Source organism: Marinobacter sp. M5B (assembly GCF_042604615.1).
In the GTDB taxonomy this organism is placed as follows: domain Bacteria; phylum Pseudomonadota; class Gammaproteobacteria; order Pseudomonadales; family Oleiphilaceae; genus Marinobacter; species Marinobacter salarius.
Genome location: NZ_CP156894.1, coordinates 929,615 through 947,392, shown reverse-complemented (window position 1 = coordinate 947,392; position 17,778 = coordinate 929,615). Strand labels below are relative to the sequence as shown.

Annotated in this window: 14 protein-coding genes and 1 tRNA gene; all 15 read right to left on the bottom strand. The window is 55.3% G+C overall.

Annotation, left to right across the window (positions count from 1 at the left end):
- Positions 1-2: 2 nt before the first annotated feature.
- Positions 3-641 carry a 50S ribosomal protein L3 gene (gene rplC / locus AAGD24_RS04250; protein ID WP_007154017.1) on the bottom strand — a complete coding sequence of 213 codons (639 nt, stop codon included), beginning with the start codon at positions 639-641 and terminating at the stop codon, positions 3-5.
- 73 nt (positions 642-714) lie between these two features.
- On the bottom strand, positions 715-1,026 hold the full coding sequence (gene rpsJ, locus AAGD24_RS04245) for a 30S ribosomal protein S10 (RefSeq protein ID WP_004580743.1): 312 nt from the start codon (positions 1,024-1,026) through the stop codon (positions 715-717).
- A 187-nt stretch (positions 1,027-1,213) separates the two neighbouring features.
- On the bottom strand, positions 1,214-2,410 hold the full coding sequence (gene tuf / locus AAGD24_RS04240; RefSeq protein WP_085681648.1) for an elongation factor Tu: 1,197 nt from the start codon (positions 2,408-2,410) through the stop codon (positions 1,214-1,216).
- Between the two features lie 35 nt (positions 2,411-2,445).
- Positions 2,446-4,551, bottom strand: a complete 2,106-nt coding sequence (gene fusA, locus AAGD24_RS04235; protein WP_036203343.1) for an elongation factor G — start codon at positions 4,549-4,551, stop codon at positions 2,446-2,448.
- An 18-nt stretch (positions 4,552-4,569) separates the two neighbouring features.
- Positions 4,570-5,040: a 30S ribosomal protein S7 gene (gene rpsG / locus AAGD24_RS04230; protein ID WP_036203340.1), complete on the bottom strand. Its 471-nt coding sequence runs from the start codon at positions 5,038-5,040 to the stop codon at positions 4,570-4,572.
- 113 nt (positions 5,041-5,153) lie between these two features.
- Complete coding sequence (gene rpsL / locus AAGD24_RS04225; RefSeq protein WP_007154021.1) at positions 5,154-5,528, bottom strand: 30S ribosomal protein S12; 375 nt, start codon at positions 5,526-5,528, stop codon at positions 5,154-5,156.
- A gap of 168 nt (positions 5,529-5,696) precedes the next feature.
- Entirely contained in the window at positions 5,697-9,911 is a 4,215-nt protein-coding gene (gene rpoC, locus AAGD24_RS04220) for a DNA-directed RNA polymerase subunit beta' (protein WP_036203337.1), read from the bottom strand.
- Positions 9,912-9,988: 77 nt separating this feature from the next.
- Positions 9,989-14,065 carry a DNA-directed RNA polymerase subunit beta gene (gene rpoB / locus AAGD24_RS04215; RefSeq protein WP_036205627.1) on the bottom strand — a complete coding sequence of 1,359 codons (4,077 nt, stop codon included), beginning with the start codon at positions 14,063-14,065 and terminating at the stop codon, positions 9,989-9,991.
- 242 nt (positions 14,066-14,307) lie between these two features.
- Entirely contained in the window at positions 14,308-14,685 is a 378-nt protein-coding gene (gene rplL, locus AAGD24_RS04210; RefSeq protein ID WP_007154024.1) for a 50S ribosomal protein L7/L12, read from the bottom strand.
- Positions 14,686-14,724: 39 nt separating this feature from the next.
- On the bottom strand, positions 14,725-15,255 hold the full coding sequence (rplJ, locus tag AAGD24_RS04205) for a 50S ribosomal protein L10 (RefSeq protein ID WP_007154025.1): 531 nt from the start codon (positions 15,253-15,255) through the stop codon (positions 14,725-14,727).
- A 226-nt stretch (positions 15,256-15,481) separates the two neighbouring features.
- On the bottom strand, positions 15,482-16,180 hold the full coding sequence (rplA, locus tag AAGD24_RS04200) for a 50S ribosomal protein L1 (protein ID WP_036203334.1): 699 nt from the start codon (positions 16,178-16,180) through the stop codon (positions 15,482-15,484).
- A 1-nt stretch (position 16,181) separates the two neighbouring features.
- A complete protein-coding gene (gene rplK / locus AAGD24_RS04195; protein ID WP_007154027.1) occupies positions 16,182-16,613 on the bottom strand; it encodes a 50S ribosomal protein L11 in 432 nt (143 codons plus the stop codon).
- Between the two features lie 119 nt (positions 16,614-16,732).
- Positions 16,733-17,266 (bottom strand): transcription termination/antitermination protein NusG, encoded by a 534-nt coding sequence (nusG, locus tag AAGD24_RS04190; RefSeq protein WP_036203331.1) that lies wholly within the window; start codon positions 17,264-17,266, stop codon positions 16,733-16,735.
- A 12-nt stretch (positions 17,267-17,278) separates the two neighbouring features.
- The gene (gene secE, locus AAGD24_RS04185) at positions 17,279-17,647 is read right to left on the bottom strand and encodes a preprotein translocase subunit SecE (RefSeq protein ID WP_007154029.1); all 369 of its coding nucleotides are present in this window, start codon (positions 17,645-17,647) and stop codon (positions 17,279-17,281) included.
- A 33-nt stretch (positions 17,648-17,680) separates the two neighbouring features.
- Positions 17,681-17,756: transfer RNA gene (locus tag AAGD24_RS04180), tRNA-Trp, on the bottom strand.
- Positions 17,757-17,778 lie beyond the last annotated feature (22 nt).

The following is a 17,778-nucleotide window of genomic DNA, read 5'->3' as shown; positions in this document are numbered from 1 at the left end:
CCTCAGGCTTTAACTGCAGGCTTGATGACAACATTTCCGCCGGTCGCGCCCGGAACGGCACCACGAATCAGCAGAAGGTTGCGCTCGGCGTCGACACGGACGACTTGCAGGTTCTGCACGGTCACCTGCGCATTGCCCATCTGGCCCGCCATCTTTTTGCCCTTGAATACCTTGCCCGGAGTCTGGTTCTGACCGATGGAACCCGGAGCACGATGAGAAAGGGAGTTACCGTGTGTGGCGTCCTGCATGGAGAAGTTCCAGCGCTTTACGCCGCCCTGGAAACCTTTACCCTTGGACTGACCAACAGCATCAACGACCTGGCCATCTTCAAAGATGGAAGCGGTAATCTCTCCGCCTGCAGCCAGCTCTTCGCCTTCGCCATCAGCGAGACGGAATTCCCACAGACCACGACCAGCCTCGACTCCGGCTTTGGCGTAATGGCCCGCTTCGCTTTTAGTCACACGAGAGGAACGACGCTTACCAACGGTTACCTGAACCGCGCGATAGCCATCGCTTTCAAGAGTTTTCAGCTGGGTAATGCGGTTGGGCTCAACCTCAATTACCGTTACGGACACTGCTTGCCCGTCTTCCGTAAAAATACGGGTCATACCGGCCTTGCGACCGACAATTCCAATTGCCATGTTTCACCTCTTAAGTGTACGGGGCTCTCACCCTCTATGGCCTTATGACAGTTACACAGACTAACGCTTGGCGTTAGCCGAGGCTGATCTGAACGTCTACACCTGCTGCCAGATCCAGCTTCATCAAAGCATCTACTGTCTTTTCCGTCGGCTCGACGATATCCAGCAAACGCTTGTGTGTACGAATCTCGTACTGATCGCGCGCGTCTTTGTTGACGTGCGGCGAAATCAGAACGGTGTACTTTTCCTTCCGCGTCGGCAGAGGGATTGGTCCACGCACTTGAGCGCCGGTCCGCTTCGCGGTATCGACAATCTCCTGCGTTGACTGGTCGATCAGGCGATAATCAAACGCCTTCAACCGGATTCGAATTTTTTGGCTTTGCATGATGCACCAAACTCCACTCGTAGCAGCTACTAGTTAGCCGACCTTCAAAAAAAGGAGCCGCATTGTATGCATAATACCCAGCAGTGTCAACTGCGATGAGCAGCGACTCTACCAGGTCAGATTGTGCGGCTGAAACAGAAAAAGGGGCTGACTTTCAGCCCCTTTTTCCTTAGATCATTCGAATAATTTATTCGATGATCTTTGAGACTACGCCGGCACCAACGGTACGACCACCTTCACGAATCGCGAAGCGCAGGCCATCTTCCATGGCGATCGGAGCAATCAGGGTAACACTCATCTTCACGTTGTCACCCGGCATAACCATTTCCACACCTTCCGGCAGCTCACAGGAACCTGTGACGTCGGTGGTACGGAAGTAAAACTGCGGACGGTAACCCTTAAAGAACGGGGTATGACGACCACCTTCTTCTTTGCTCAGCACGTACACTTCGCACTCGAACTTGGTGTGCGGAGTGATCGAGCCCGGAACCGCCAGTACCTGACCACGCTCAACGTCGTCACGCTTGGTACCACGCAGAAGAACACCAACGTTCTCACCAGCACGGCCTTCGTCCAGCAGCTTGCGGAACATCTCAACACCGGTACAAACGGTCTTCACGGTATCTTTGATACCAATGATTTCCACTTCGTCACCAACCTTGATGATGCCACGCTCTACACGACCGGTTACAACCGTACCGCGACCAGAGATGGAGAACACGTCTTCAATCGGCATCAGGAACGGCTGATCAATCGCACGCTCCGGATCCGGGATGTACTCGTCCAGGGCTTCTACCAGCTTCTTAACAGCGGTAGTACCCATTTCGTTATCATCCTTACCTTCCAGCGCCATCAGCGCGGAACCGGTAACGATCGGCGTGTCGTCGCCCGGGAAGTCGTACTGGCTCAGCAGTTCGCGAACTTCCATCTCGACCAGCTCCAGCAGCTCCTCGTCATCAACCATGTCCGCCTTGTTCAGGAACACAACGATGAAAGGAACGCCAACCTGGCGGGACAGCAGGATGTGCTCGCGAGTCTGCGGCATGGGGCCGTCAGCTGCGGAACAAACCAGGATCGCGCCGTCCATCTGCGCCGCACCCGTGATCATGTTCTTCACGTAGTCAGCGTGGCCCGGGCAGTCAACGTGCGCATAGTGACGCGCCGGCGAATCGTACTCAACGTGAGAGGTCGCGATGGTGATACCACGCGCCTTCTCTTCCGGTGCGTTATCGATCTGGTCGAATGCGCTTGCACTACCAGTACCCCACACTTCGTGACACACACGAGTCAGCGCGGCTGTCAGCGTGGTCTTGCCATGGTCTACGTGACCAATGGTGCCCACGTTTACGTGCGGCTTATTACGCTCAAATTTTGCTTTAGACACGGTTACACCTCTTCCTGTTTCTTAAGTCCTGGGGATCAACCCTTTTTAATGATCGCTTCGGCAATGTTCGAGGGAGCTTCCATATAGCGGGAGAACTCCATCGCATAAGACGCCCGACCCTGCGTTGCAGAACGCAGATCGGTGGCGTAACCGAACATCTCCGACAACGGAACCTCGGCACGGATTGTCTTGCCCGATGGGCCGTCTTCCATACCCTGAACCAGACCACGACGGCGGTTCAGATCACCAACGACGTCACCCATATACTCTTCAGGGGTAACGCACTCGACCTTCATGAGCGGCTCAAGAAGGGCCGGACTAGCCTCCAACGCGCCTTTCTTCATCGCCATGGATCCGGCGACCTTGAACGCCATCTCGTTGGAGTCAACGTCATGGTAGGAACCATCGTACAGCGTGGCCTTGATCCGCAGCAGAGGATAACCGGCCAGACAGCCGTTCTTCATCTGCTCTTCAATGCCCTGCTGAACAGCGGGAATGTATTCCTTGGGAACCACACCACCAACGATTTCGTTTACGAAGATGAAGTTCTCGCCATCCTCCTCGTCGAGAGGCAGCGGCTCAAGCTTGAGCTTGACATGACCATACTGACCACGACCGCCAGACTGACGTACGAACTTACCTTCCACATCCACGTTCTTACGGATGCATTCACGATAAGCCACCTGCGGCTTACCAATGTTCGCTTCAACCTTGAACTCGCGACGCATTCGGTCAACGATGATGTCCAGGTGAAGCTCACCCATACCGGAGATGATGGTCTGGCCAGATTCTTCATCAGTACGAACCTGGAAAGACGGATCTTCCTGAGCAAGCTTGCCCAGAGCAACACCCATTTTCTCCTGGTCAGCCTTGGACTTCGGCTCAACGGCTACAGAAATAACCGGCTCAGGGAACTCCATGCGTTCCAGGATAATTTTATGATTCTCATCACAAAGGGTATCACCGGTGGTGACACTCTTCAGGCCGATTGCCGCAGCAATATCACCCGCGAGAACTTCCTTGATCTCCTGACGCTCTTTGGAGTGCATCTGAACCATACGGCCGACGCGTTCCTTCTTGCTCTTTACGGAGTTGTAGACTGCATTACCAGATTCGAGCTTACCGGAGTAAACCCGGAAGAAGGTTAGCGTGCCAACAAACGGATCGGTGGCGATTTTGAACGCGAGAGCCGAGAAAGGCGCGTCGTCGTCAGCCTGACGGGTTTCTTCAGTACCGTCTTCATCGACCTCACCACGGATGGCTTTGACTTCGTCCGGAGCCGGCAGGAATTCGATCACCGAATCCAGCACCGCCTGAACACCCTTGTTCTTAAAGGCAGAACCACATGTCGCGACAACAATCTCGTTGGCGAGCGTACGGATACGCAGACCTTTCTTGATGTCTTCAATGCTGAGCTCGCCCTCTTCAAGGTAGCGCTCCATCAGCTCTTCATTAGCTTCAGCAGCCGCTTCCATCATTTCTTCGCGGTACTTCGCTACTTCGTCAGCCATTTCGGCAGGAACGTCGCGCTGGTCATAGGTAGCACCGGCATCATCTTCGTTCCAGTAAATCGCCTTGTTACGAATCAGGTCAACCAGACCAGCGAACTCGTCTTCGGCACCGATCGGCAACTGAATGGGAACGGCAGTCGCACCCAGACGGTTCTTAATCTGATTCACAACGCGCAGGAAGTTGGCACCGGCACGGTCCATCTTGTTGACGAACACCATGCGGGGCACTTCGTACTTGTTGGCCTGACGCCAAACAGTCTCAGACTGCGGCTCAACACCTGAGGAGCCACAGAACACGACAACCGCACCGTCGAGCACACGCAGGGAACGCTCTACCTCGATGGTAAAGTCGACGTGCCCCGGGGTGTCGATGATATTGATGCGGTGTTCGGGATACTGCTTATCCATGCCCTGCCAGAAACAGGTGGTTGCAGCAGACGTGATGGTAATACCACGCTCCTGCTCCTGCTCCATCCAGTCCATGGTCGCCGCGCCATCATGAACCTCACCGATTTTGTGGGAAATGCCTGTGTAGAACAGAACCCGCTCGGTGGTTGTGGTCTTGCCCGCATCAACGTGCGCACAAATACCAATGTTTCTGTATCTCTTGATCGGAGTCTTGCGTGCCACTGTATGAACCTCGGCTGATTAGAAACGGAAGTGAGAGAACGCCTTGTTGGCTTCTGCCATGCGATGAACGTCTTCGCGCTTCTTAACAGCGGAGCCCTTGCTATCAGCGGCATCCAGGATTTCACCTGCCAGACGCTGCGCCATGGACTTTTCACCACGCTTCCGTGAAAATTCTACGAGCCAGCGCATGGCCAGCGCGTTCTGACGGGAAGGCCGTACTTCGACAGGCACCTGGTAGGTAGCACCACCCACACGACGGGATTTAACTTCAACCATCGGCTGGATGTTTTCCAGGGCCTTCTCGAACATGTCGATCGGCTCTTCCTTGGACTTGTCGGCAACGATATCGAGCGCGCCATAAACAATGCGCTCAGCAACAGCTTTTTTGCCGCTTTCCATCACATGGTTGATGAACTTGGCCAGCCGTGCACTGCCGAATTTGGGATCCGGGATAATTTCCCGTTTTGCTGCAACTCTTCTTCTAGGCATCGATAAGCCCTTATCTATTAAAAGGTCTTCAGGAACCCCTGAGATAGCATCAGCTACTCAGCCTTACTCTTACCGTTCTACGTAGCAACGATAAAAGACACCCGTGTGGGACATCAGGACTTGGGTCGTTTTGCACCGTACTTGGAGCGGCCCTGCTTACGGTTCTGCACACCCTGGGTGTCCAGTGTTCCGCGAACAGTGTGATAGCGCACACCCGGAAGGTCTTTTACTCGACCGCCACGGATCAGCACAACACTGTGCTCCTGAAGGTTGTGACCTTCACCACCAATGTATGAGGAAACCTCGTAGCCGTTGGTCAGGCGAACACGGCACACTTTACGCAGTGCTGAGTTCGGCTTCTTCGGCGTTGTGGTGTACACACGAGTACAAACACCACGGCGCTGCGGGCAAGCCTGCAGAGCAGGAACGTCGCTCTTGGCCGCTTTGCGTTTACGAGGCTTACGCACCAACTGATTAATCGTTGCCATGTAAGCAAACTCCAAAAAACCGTATCAATGAAACTTACCCCCGACAGGCGGGGGTAAAATTTGAGGGTCGCAAGTTTAAGCCTGCGACCCTGAACAGTCAAGATGACTGATCTCTTTTTGACCACCCGTCGGGTAAGTAACTACCGGCGGGTGGCGTTACCGGTCAACTCAGCTTTCGCGGTTGAGCTCGGCACTCAGAGCTTCTTCGACATCCGCTGCCGTTACGCCCTGCTCTTCCAGATCACGCTTGCGACGACGCTCTGCGTGGTATGCCAGACCGGTACCAGCCGGAATCAGGCGACCAACGACAACGTTCTCTTTCAGGCCGCGGAGGTAATCCCGCTTGCCGGTGACGGCGCCTTCGGTCAGAACCCGCGTGGTTTCCTGGAACGATGCCGCTGAAATGAACGACTCCGTCGCCAGAGATGCCTTGGTAATACCCAGCAACAAGCGCTCACAACGTGCGGTTTCCTTGTCTGCCGCTTCCGCTTTCTCATTCTCTTCCATGAACTGGGTAATTTCTACCTGATCGCCAGCCAGCAGGCTGGTATCACCGGCATCAGTGATCTCCACCTTACGCAGCATCTGTCGAACGATAACCTCAATATGCTTATCGTTGATGACAACACCCTGCAGACGGTAAACGTCCTGGATTTCGTTGGTGATGTACTTGGCCAACGCAACCACACCCAGAAGACGAAGGATGTCGTGCGGATTGGACGGGCCATCAGAGATAACCTCACCCTTCTCGACCGTTTCACCCTCGAACACGTTCATCTGGCGATGCTTGGGAATCAGAACCTCATACGGATCCGCATCCTTCGGCGTAATCACCAGACGTTTCTTGCCCTTGGTTTCCTTGCCGAAGGACACCACACCACTGACTTCAGCCAGGATGGACGATTCTTTCGGACGACGGGCCTCGAACAGGTCGGCAACACGCGGCAGACCACCGGTGATATCCCGGGTCTTCGAGCTTTCCTGCGGAATACGGGCAACCACGTCACCCAGCTCAATCTTGGCGCCATTGGCCATGGTCACCAGCGCGTTGGCCGGCAGGAAGAAGATCGCGGTACCACCACCTGGCAACTCAACATCGTTACCCTTGTCGTCGATCAGCTGAATGGCAGGACGAATGTCCTTACCAGCCGCCGGACGCTCTTTCGGGTCGATAACCTCCATCGTGGAAAGACCCGTCAGCTCATCAGTCTGGGTACGGACGGTAATGCCCTGATCCATGTTGACGAACTTGGCGGTACCTTCCGCTTCAGCGATGATTGGGTGCGTGTGCGGATCCCACTTGGCAACCGCAACCCCTGCTTCCACGGCGTCGCCGTGCTTGACAGACAGCACCGCACCATAGGGCAGCTTGTACCACTCGCGCTCACGACCCTGCTCATCGGCAATGGCCAGCGCTGAGGAACGGGACACAACAACCAGACTGCCGTCGCTCTTCTCGATCGATTTCAGGTTGTGCAGACGAACGGTGCCGCCGTGCTTGACCTGGATATTGTCAACCGCTGATGCCCGGCTTGCCGCACCACCAATGTGGAAGGTACGCATGGTCAGCTGGGTACCCGGCTCACCGATGGACTGTGCAGCGATAACACCGACAGCCTCGCCCACATTGACCTCGTGGCCACGGGCAAGATCACGACCATAACACTTGGAGCAGATACCGTGGCGAGTCTCACAGGTGATCGCAGAGCGAACCCAGACTTCGTCCACACCGGCACGCTCAAGGGATTCAACCGCTTTCTCGTCCAGCAGGACGCCGGCCTCGACAACGGCATTGTCCTTGTCCGTTGGCGTAAAGGCTGCACGGGCCGTAACACGACCAAGCACACGATCACCCAGCGGTACAACAACGTCGCCACCCTCGATGTGCGGCGTCATCAACAGACCTTCTTCGGTACCACAGTCGGTTTCGGTAACGACCAGATCCTGGGAAACGTCTACCAGACGGCGAGTCAGGTAACCTGAGTTCGCGGTCTTCAGTGCCGTATCCGCCAGACCCTTACGGGCACCGTGGGTGGATATGAAGTACTGGAGTACGTTCAGACCCTCACGGAAGTTCGCAGTGATCGGCGTCTCGATGATGGAGCCGTCCGGCTTCGCCATCAGGCCCCGCATACCAGCCAGCTGGCGAATCTGAGCCGCGGAACCCCGGGCGCCCGAATCAGCCATCATGTAAACCGAGTTGAACGACTCCTGCATCAAGTCTTCGCCGTCCTCACCTTTAACTGGCTTGCCGTCTGGCCCGATAACCTGCTCCTTCGAGAGCCGATCCATCATCGCCTTCGACACTTTGTCGTTGGCACGGGACCAGATATCGATAACCTTGTTGTACTTCTCACCCTGGGTCAGCAGACCGGATGCGTACTGGGTCTCGATGTCCTTGACTTCCTCGGAGGCAGCATCCACCAACTCGTATTTCTCGGGAGGAATCTCGAAGTCGTTGAAGCCGATCGAGATACCGGAAACCGTCGCATAGTGGTAGCCCATGTACATGAGCTGGTCAGCAAAGATAACGGTATCCTTGAGGCCGGCATCACGGTAACAGGTGTTGATCAGATTCGAGATCGACTTCTTGACCATCGGCTTGTTGACCAGCTCATAGGACAGGCCGTCAGGAACGATATCGAACAACAGCGCACGACCGACCGTGGTGTCAACGATCTTGTACTCTTCGGTACGCTCGCCGTCTTCCTGGATCGTGACTTCCTTGACCCGGACCTTGACGATCGCCTGAAGGTCAACCTTGCCAGCACCATAGGCACGGTGCGCTTCTTTAACATCGGCAAACACCATGCCTTCACCGACGGCACTCTTGCGCTCGCGAGTCATGTAGTAAAGACCCAGCACCACGTCCTGGGACGGCACGATGATCGGCTCGCCGTTGGCCGGCGACAGCACGTTGTTGGTGGACATCATCAACGCACGGGCTTCGAGCTGGGCTTCCAGGGTCAGCGGTACGTGTACCGCCATCTGGTCACCGTCGAAGTCGGCGTTGTAGGCCGCACACACCAGCGGATGCAGCTGAATGGCCTTGCCTTCGATCAGTACCGGCTCGAACGCCTGGATACCCAGACGGTGAAGAGTCGGTGCCCGGTTCAGCATGATCGGATGCTCACGGATGACCTCGTCCAGGATATCCCAGACCACGCCTTCCTCACGCTCGACCATCTTCTTGGCGGCCTTGATGGTGGTCGCCAAGCCACGGTGCTCAAGCTTTGAGAAGATGAACGGCTTGAACAGCTCCAACGCCATCTTCTTGGGCAGACCACACTGATGCAAACGCAGGTACGGACCAACCACGATCACGGAACGACCGGAGTAGTCCACACGCTTACCGAGCAGGTTCTGACGGAAGCGACCTTGCTTACCCTTGATCATGTCGGCCAGGGACTTCAGCGGACGCTTGTTGGTACCAGTGATGGCGCGACCACGACGGCCGTTATCCAACAGCGCATCAACCGCTTCCTGTAGCATCCGCTTCTCGTTGCGCACAATAATGTCCGGAGCATTCAGCTCCAACAGGCGCTTGAGGCGGTTGTTACGGTTGATCACCCGGCGATACAGGTCGTTCAGGTCAGAGGTGGCAAAACGGCCACCATCCAGCGGCACCAGCGGACGAAGATCCGGCGGCAGAACCGGCAGAACGGTCATGACCATGTCGCCCGGCTTGTTGCCGGAATACAGGAAAGCCTCAAGAATCTTCAGGCGCTTGCTGAACTTCTTGATCTTGGTCTCGGAGTTGGTCTGGGGAATCTCTTCCCGCAAGGCCTCAACCTCGGCCTGCAGATCAATACCTTCCAGCAGCTCCTGGACGGCTTCGGCACCCATGCGGGCATCGAATTCGTCACCGAACTCTTCAAGGGCTTCGTAATACTGCTCGTCGTTCAGCAATTGACCGCGCTCAAGCGTCGTCATGCCCGGCTCGATCACGATGAACGACTCAAAATACAGGACCCGCTCGATATCGCGCAGGGTCATGTCCAGCATCAGGCCGATGCGGGACGGCAGTGATTTCAGGAACCAGATGTGGGCGACCGGGCTGGCGAGCTCGATGTGACCCATGCGCTCACGGCGCACACTGGCCAGTGCCACTTCAACACCGCACTTCTCGCAGATGACACCACGGTGCTTGAGCCGTTTGTACTTGCCGCACAGGCACTCGTAATCCTTGATCGGGCCGAAGATCTTGGCACAGAAAAGACCGTCACGCTCAGGCTTGAACGTACGGTAGTTGATGGTCTCAGGCTTTTTGACCTCACCAAAAGACCATGAACGGATCATGTCAGGCGACGCCAGGCCAATACGGATGGCGTCAAATTCCTGCTTCTGGTTCTGGTTTTTGAGAAGATTCAGCAAATCTTTCATCAGTAACAGCTCCGGATGGCGTTATTCTCGGGCGGGTACCGACCGGTACCCGCTCACGCTGCCAAAAACAATTCGGCTCAGTCGGATTCCAGCTCGATGTCGATACCCAGCGAGCGGATTTCCTTGACCAGAACATTGAAGGACTCGGGCATGCCCGGCTCCATACGATGATCGCCATCGACAATGTTCTTGTACATCTTGGTCCGACCATTCACATCATCAGACTTCACGGTAAGCATTTCCTGCAGCGTATACGCCGCACCGTAGGCCTCGAGTGCCCACACTTCCATCTCACCGAAGCGCTGACCACCGAACTGCGCCTTACCACCCAGCGGCTGCTGGGTAACCAGGCTGTACGAACCGGTGGAACGAGCGTGCATCTTGTCGTCGATCAAGTGGTTCAGCTTGAGGATGTACATGTAGCCAACCGTTACCGGGCGGTCAAATTCATCACCCGTACGGCCGTCATACAACACAGTCTGGCCAGTCGTACTCAGACCTGCCAGCTCAAGCATACGCTTGACCTCTGCTTCCTTGGCACCGTCGAAGACCGGCGTTGCCATGGGGACACCTGCGCGCAGATTGTTAGCCAGGGCCAGGATCTCTTTGTCACTCAGCGAATCCAGGTCCACCTTGGTGACCTCGTCCGAGTGGTTATAGATCTCGTCCAGCAAATTGCGGAGCTCAGCGATCTTACGCTGCTCATCCAGCATCTGGCTGATGCGCTCACCCAGCCCTTTGGCTGCTGCACCCAGGTGCGTTTCAAGAACCTGACCGACGTTCATCCGCGACGGAACACCCAAGGGGTTGAGAACCACGTCAACTGTGTTGCCATGTTCATCATAAGGCATGTCCTCAATCGGCATGACCGATGAAATAACACCCTTGTTACCATGACGTCCGGCCATCTTGTCGCCCGGCTGAATCCGACGCTTGATCGCGAGGTACACCTTGACGATCTTGAGAACACCCGGGGCAAGGTCATCACCCTGCTGAAGCTTGCCTTTCTTATCGTCAAAGCGCGCTTCGTGCTCTTTTTTGCGATCTTCAAGACCCTGCTCGGATTTTTCAAGCAGCTCATTCAGCGCCTCATCTTTCATCCGTAGCTTGAACCAGTCGTCGCGCGGCAACTCTGCCAGGTACGATTCGTCCAACTTGGCGCCTTTCTTGAGACCAGGACCACTGATGACTTCCTGCCCCTTGAGGGCATTGGTCAAACGCTCGAAGGTGGCACCTTCTACAATGCGATACTCGTCCTTCAGGTCCTTGCGATACTCGTCCAACTGCTCTTTTTCGATGGACTGGGCACGCGTGTCCTTTTCGATGCCGTCACGGGTAAAGACCTGAACGTCGATAACCGTGCCACGGGTGCCAGTGGGCACACGTGAGGACGTGTCCTTCACGTCCGAAGCCTTCTCGCCGAAGATGGCCCTCAGCAGCTTCTCCTCCGGGGTCAACTGGGTTTCACCTTTCGGTGTTACCTTGCCAACCAGGATATCGCCAGGACCTACTTCCGCACCGATATACACGATGCCGGACTCATCCAGCTTGGACAGCGCACTTTCACCAACGTTCGGAATATCCGCGGTGATTTCCTCGCTACCCAGTTTGGTATCCCGAGCCACACAGGTCAGTTCCTGAATGTGGATGGTAGTCAGGCGGTCTTCCTGAACCACTTTCTCGGAAATGAGGATCGAGTCCTCAAAGTTGTAACCGTTCCAGGGCATGAACGCGATACGCATGTTCTGCCCCAGAGCCAGCTCACCCAGATCCACGGACGGGCCGTCAGCCAGCACGTCACCACGGGCAATTTCATCGCCCTGGTTAACAATGGAGCGCTGGTTGATACAGGTGTTCTGGTTCGAACGGGTGTACTTGGTGAGGTTGTAGATATCCACACCAGCATCACCGGCTTCAGTCTCATCGTCGTTGACACGTACCACGATACGGGCCGCATCGACGCTCTCGATCACACCACCGCGACGAGCGGTTACGCAAACGCCAGAGTCCTGGGCCACGGTACGCTCAACACCAGTACCTACCAAGGGCACCTGCGAACGCAACGTCGGAACCGCCTGGCGCTGCATGTTGGAGCCCATCAGTGCACGGTTGGCGTCGTCGTGTTCCAGGAACGGAATCAGCGAGGCTGCTACCGACACTACCTGGCGCGGTGAAACGTCCATGAAGTTGACGTTTTCCGGCGGCGTTACCGTGAACTCGTTCTGATGACGAACCGTTACCAGCTCATCAGACAGACGCTTGTTCTCGTCCATTGCCGCACTGGCCTGGGCGATGATGTAGTTGCTCTCTTCAATGGCCGACAGATAAACCACTTCATCGGTCACCTCGCCGTCAACCACCTTCCGGTACGGACTCTCAAGGAAACCGTAAGAGTTGGAGCGGGCGTAGGTTGCCAGCGAGTTGATCAGACCGATGTTCGGGCCTTCCGGCGTCTCGATCGGACACACACGACCATAGTGAGTCGGATGTACGTCACGAACCTCAAAGCCGGCACGCTCACGGGTCAGACCACCTGGACCGAGAGCGGAGATACGACGCTTGTGAGTCACTTCCGACAGCGGGTTGTTCTGGTCCATGAACTGGGACAGCTGGCTGGAGCCAAAGAATTCCTTCACCGCAGCCGCTACCGGCTTGGCGTTGATCAGATCCTGAGGCATCAGGCCTTCGCTTTCCGCCAGACTCAAACGCTCGCGCACAGCACGCTCAACACGCACCAGGCCAACGCGGAACTGGTTCTCCGCCATCTCACCGACACAACGAACTCGACGGTTGCCCAGGTTATCAATGTCGTCGACATTGCCCTGACCGTTACGAATATCGATCAGCGTCTTGAGGACGTCGATGATGTCGTCATGGGTCAACGTGCCTTCGCCGGTGCTTTCTTCGCGACGCAGGCGACGGTTCAGCTTCATGCGGCCAACGGAGGACAGGTCATACCGCTCTTCAGAGAAGAACAGGTTGTTGAACAGGTTCTCGGCCGACTCTTTGGTGGGCGGCTCACCCGGGCGCATCATGCGATAGATCTCAACCAGCGCCTCGAGGGGCGTGCGGGTTGGGTCGATGCGCAGCGTATCCGACATGAACGGACCACAATCCAAGTCGTTGGTGTACAGAGTTTCAATTTCTGTAACGCCAGCGTCGAGAATCTTGGTGACAACTTCTTCGGTCAGCTCGGTATTACACTCAACCAGAACCTCTCCGGACTTGGTGTCCACCATGTCTTTCGAGAGTACACGGCCGTAAAGGTATTCCGTCGGCACTTCCAGCTCGGTCAAGCCCGCTTTTTCAAGCTGCTTGATATGACGAGCGGTGATCCGGCGACCCTCTTCAACGATGACGGAGCCCTTCTTGTCCTTGATGTCGAACGTCGCAATGTCACCGCGCAGGCGACTTGGAACCAGCTCGAGCTTGCACACCTCAGGACCGATACTGAACTTACTGGTATCAAAGAACATCTCCAGCATCTGCTCTGAGTTATAACCCAGGGCACGCAGGAGAATAGACGCGGGCAGCTTGCGGCGACGGTCGATACGGACAAAGACCGAGTCCTTAGCGTCGAACTCGAAGTCCAGCCAGGAACCACGGTAAGGAATCACCCGCGCCGAATACAACAGCTTACCTGACGAGTGGGTCTTACCCTTGTCATGATCGAAGAACACACCGGGTGAACGGTGGAGCTGGGAAACGATAACACGCTCGGTACCGTTGATAACGAAGGTACCGTTCTCGGTCATCAGGGGCATTTCGCCCATGTAGACTTCCTGCTCTTTAATATCCTTGATCGCCTTGTTGGACGATTCCTTATCATAAATGATAAGTCTTACTTTCACCCGCAGCGGTGCTGCGTAGGTGACGCCCCTAAGCTGGCATTCCTTGACGTCAAATACCGGCTCGCCGATGCGGTAACTCACGTATTCGAGTGCGGCGTTGCCAGAATAACTGACAATCGGGAATACGGATTTGAATGCTGCGTGGAGACCGGTTTCCCGACGATTTTCGGGCGCGGCTTCACTTTGGAGGAAGTCCCGGAACGAATCCAGCTGTATAGACAGCAAATAGGGAACATCCATCACGGACGGCAATTTACTAAAATCTTTGCGAATCCGCTTTTTCTCAGTATAGGAGTAAGTCATCTGCATTCCCCAGCTTTAGACCTGATACCTGGTATCAAGAAGCAACCATTTTCATGCTTCGGGGCCGAATTGCTCGGCTTACTGCGCCGTCTTGAACAAGACTCTCGCTGTAGGTTATAGATTCTGACAGCACCACTGAAACGGCGTTCAGAGTCTATAGCATATACAACAGAAAAAGGCCGGTGGCACATGGCCACCAGCCTGTCCATGCTTAACGCACGGTTTCGATCAAAAGCCAACTCTTACTTGAGCTCAACAGAAGCGCCTGCTTCCTCAAGCTTCTTCTTGGCTTCTTCAGCGTCGTCTTTGCTCGCTGCTTCCTTGATAACGGAAGGAGCGCTGTCGACCATTTCTTTCGCTTCTTTCAGACCCAGGCCAGTCAGTTCACGAACGGCCTTGATGACGTTAACTTTCTTCTCACCAGGACCGGTAAGAACAACGTCAAATTCAGTCTGCTCTTCAGCAGCAGCGGCTTCGCCACCGGCGGCAGCCGGAGCAGCAGCTACAGCAGCAGCGGCGGATACGCCGAATTTTTCTTCCATTGCTTCAACCAGCGCAACAACGTCCATTACGCTCATTTCGGCAATTGCGTTCAAAATGTCTTCGTTAGACAGAGCCATGACTTTCTCCCAAAAATATAAAAATGGTGTTCAACAGAATCAAGCAGCTTCTTGCTTCTGGTCTCGAACTGCCGCAACAGCACGGGTCACTTTCGTTGGAACTTCGTTCAGTGTCCGCGCAAGCTTGGTGATTGGTGCCTGTGTTACAGCGGCCAGCATCGTCAACGCCTCGTGGCGTGTCGGTAGCTTGGCAAGGCGATCAATCTGGTCTGCGCCCATCAGCTCACCGCCGACAGCCAGGCCCTTGATCTCGAATGCCTCTTTCTCTTTGGCAAAATCCTTCAGCAGGCGCGCAGCCGCACCCGGATCTTCCATAGAGAACGCCAGAATTGTCGGGCCGACCAGCGCCGCATCAATACACTCGAACTCAGTACCGCGGATTGCGATCTTCGCCAGGTTGTTACGAACAACCTTTAGATGAACGCTCTCAGCACGGGCCTTCGCTCGCAGCGCCGTCATATCACCTGAGGTGATACCACGGTAGTCAGCCAGAACAACAGACAGAGCACCACCGGCAGTCTCGTTGACTTCAGCGACGATCGCTTTCTTGTCTTCGAGTCTAATTGCCACTGGATTTCTCCTCGATTTCGCCGGGCATATTCCCGGCAAACCCACATATACCCCTCGCGGGGCTCCCAACGGTGTTTGGGTTCAGAGAGAACGTCTTCACACCGTCTGCGCAGGCGTTGCTTTAACCCTTCCAGCATCTCTTCTATAAAAAGAGCGCTTCAGGGGCCTGCGGTCTTTGACAGCCTTGGCTTCCGCCCAGACTACAAAGTAACTACCGAACAAAACCTCAGATGCTCAGAGCGCTCTGATCGATAGTCAGGCCAGGCCCCATCGTCGACGACAGGGTTACCTTCTTGAGGTAAACACCTTTCGAAGAAGACGGCTTGGCCTTTTTCAGGTCCGCGATCAGAGCTTCAAGGTTTTCCTTGATGTTCTGCGCAGAGAATTCCACATTACCCATCGGCGCATGGATGATACCGTTCTTATCAGTACGGTAACGCACCTGACCTGCCTTGGCGTTCTTTACAGCAGTCTCAACATCCGGGGTAACAGTGCCGACTTTCGGGTTCGGCATCAGGCCGCGGGGACCAAGGATCTGGCCCAGCTGACCAACAACACGCATGGCGTCCGGAGTGGCGATAACCACATCGAAATCCATGTTGCCTTTTTTGACTTCTTCCGCCAGGTCATCCATACCAACAATATCAGCACCGGCAGCGGTGGCTTTCTCGGCGTTGGCGCCCTGGGTGAATACCGCCACACGAACGGTCTTGCCAGTACCGTGAGGCAGAACCGTGCTGCTGCGCACAACCTGGTCTGATTTACGCGCATCGACGCCCAAATTGACGGCAACGTCCACGGACTCCTTGAACTTGACGTTACCGCCCAGCTCAACCAGCAACGCTACCGCTTCGTCAACGGAATATGCGCGGGTGGAATCGACTTTTTCACGAATCAGCTTCTGACGCTTGCTAAGCTTTGCCATGTTACAGGCCCTCCACGTTCAGGCCCATGCTACGGGCAGTTCCGGCAATGGTACGAACCGCAGCATCCATGTCGGCTGCAGTCAGGTCCGGCTCTTTGGTCTTGGCAATTTCTTCCAACTGGTCACGAGTTACCGTGCCAACTTTGTCGGTATTGGGACGACCAGAGCCGCTCTTGATGCCGGCTGCCTTCTTCAGCAGCACCGGTGCGGGCGGAGTCTTGGTGATAAAGGTAAAGCTGCGATCACTGTAAACGGTGATAACAGTAGGAATCGGCAGGCCCGGCTCCATATCCTGGGTCTGTGCGTTGAACGCCTTACAGAACTCCATGATATTTACGCCACGCTGACCCAGCGCGGGACCAACGGGAGGACTCGGGTTGGCCTTGCCGGCAGCAACCTGAAGCTTGATGTACGCTTCAATCTTCTTAGCCATGATATTTCTCCTGTGGGTTCGAACGCCTCTCGGCTCCCCTGTATTTACAACTGCCAGTAGCAGACACAAAAAGCCCGCGTCGCCATAGCGCGCGAGCTCTCAGCATGTAAGGCTGCCGCTCAGTCTTTTTCGACTTGCCCAAACTCCAGCTCTACTGGAGTTGAACGACCGAAAATCAACACAGCAACCTTGACTCGACTCTTGTCGTAGTCAACTTCTTCAACCACGCCATTGAAGTCCGCAAACGGCCCTTCAGTGACGCGAACAATTTCGCCTGGCTCGAACAGAGTCTTCGGCTTGGGCTTGTCAGCACCGCTCTCAACACGGCGAAGAATGGCCTCTGCCTCACGCTCTGTAATTGGGGCCGGCTTATCCTTGGTACCACCAATGAAACCAAGAACCCTGGGCGTATTCTTGACCAGATGCCAGGTGCCGTCATCCATTTCCATCTGCACCAGAACGTAGCCGGGATAGAACTTGCGCTCACTCTTGCGCTTCTTCCCGTCACGCATCTCAACGACTTCTTCAGTCGGCACAAGGATTTCGCCGAACTTCTCTTCCAAGTCATTGAGAGCAACACGCTCCCTGAGAGTGCGCATTACGTGCTTTTCAAAGCCAGAATACGCATGAACGACGTACCAGCGCTTAGCCATTGCCCACTCCTGTTACCCGATAACTCCGGAGACCAGCCAACTGATCAACGAATCCATACCCCACAGCATCAACGCCACAACCAATACAAACACAACGACGATGGCTGTGGTCTGGATCAGCTCCGGCCTGGTGGGCCATACGACCTTCCGGATTTCAACCCTGGCTTCCTTGAGCAGAGTCGCAAAACGCCGACCACGCTCGGTTTGGAGCGCCACAAAAGCAGCGACCAGAGCAAGAGCTACGAGAGCCAGCACCCGATACAGCAGTGACTCGGCATTAAAATACTGATTGCCAACGACGCCCGCTGCAATCAGAACAAATACGACCAGCCACTTTACTGCATCGAAGCTACTGGTCGAACGATCGGCTTTTGACTCCATAGGAATCAGCTTATGTATCCGGATGTTAAAAAATGGCAGGCCAGGAGGGAATCGAACCCCCAACCTGCGGTTTTGGAGACCGCTGCTCTGCCAATTGAGCTACTGGCCTGCACCGAAACAACTCAGCGCAC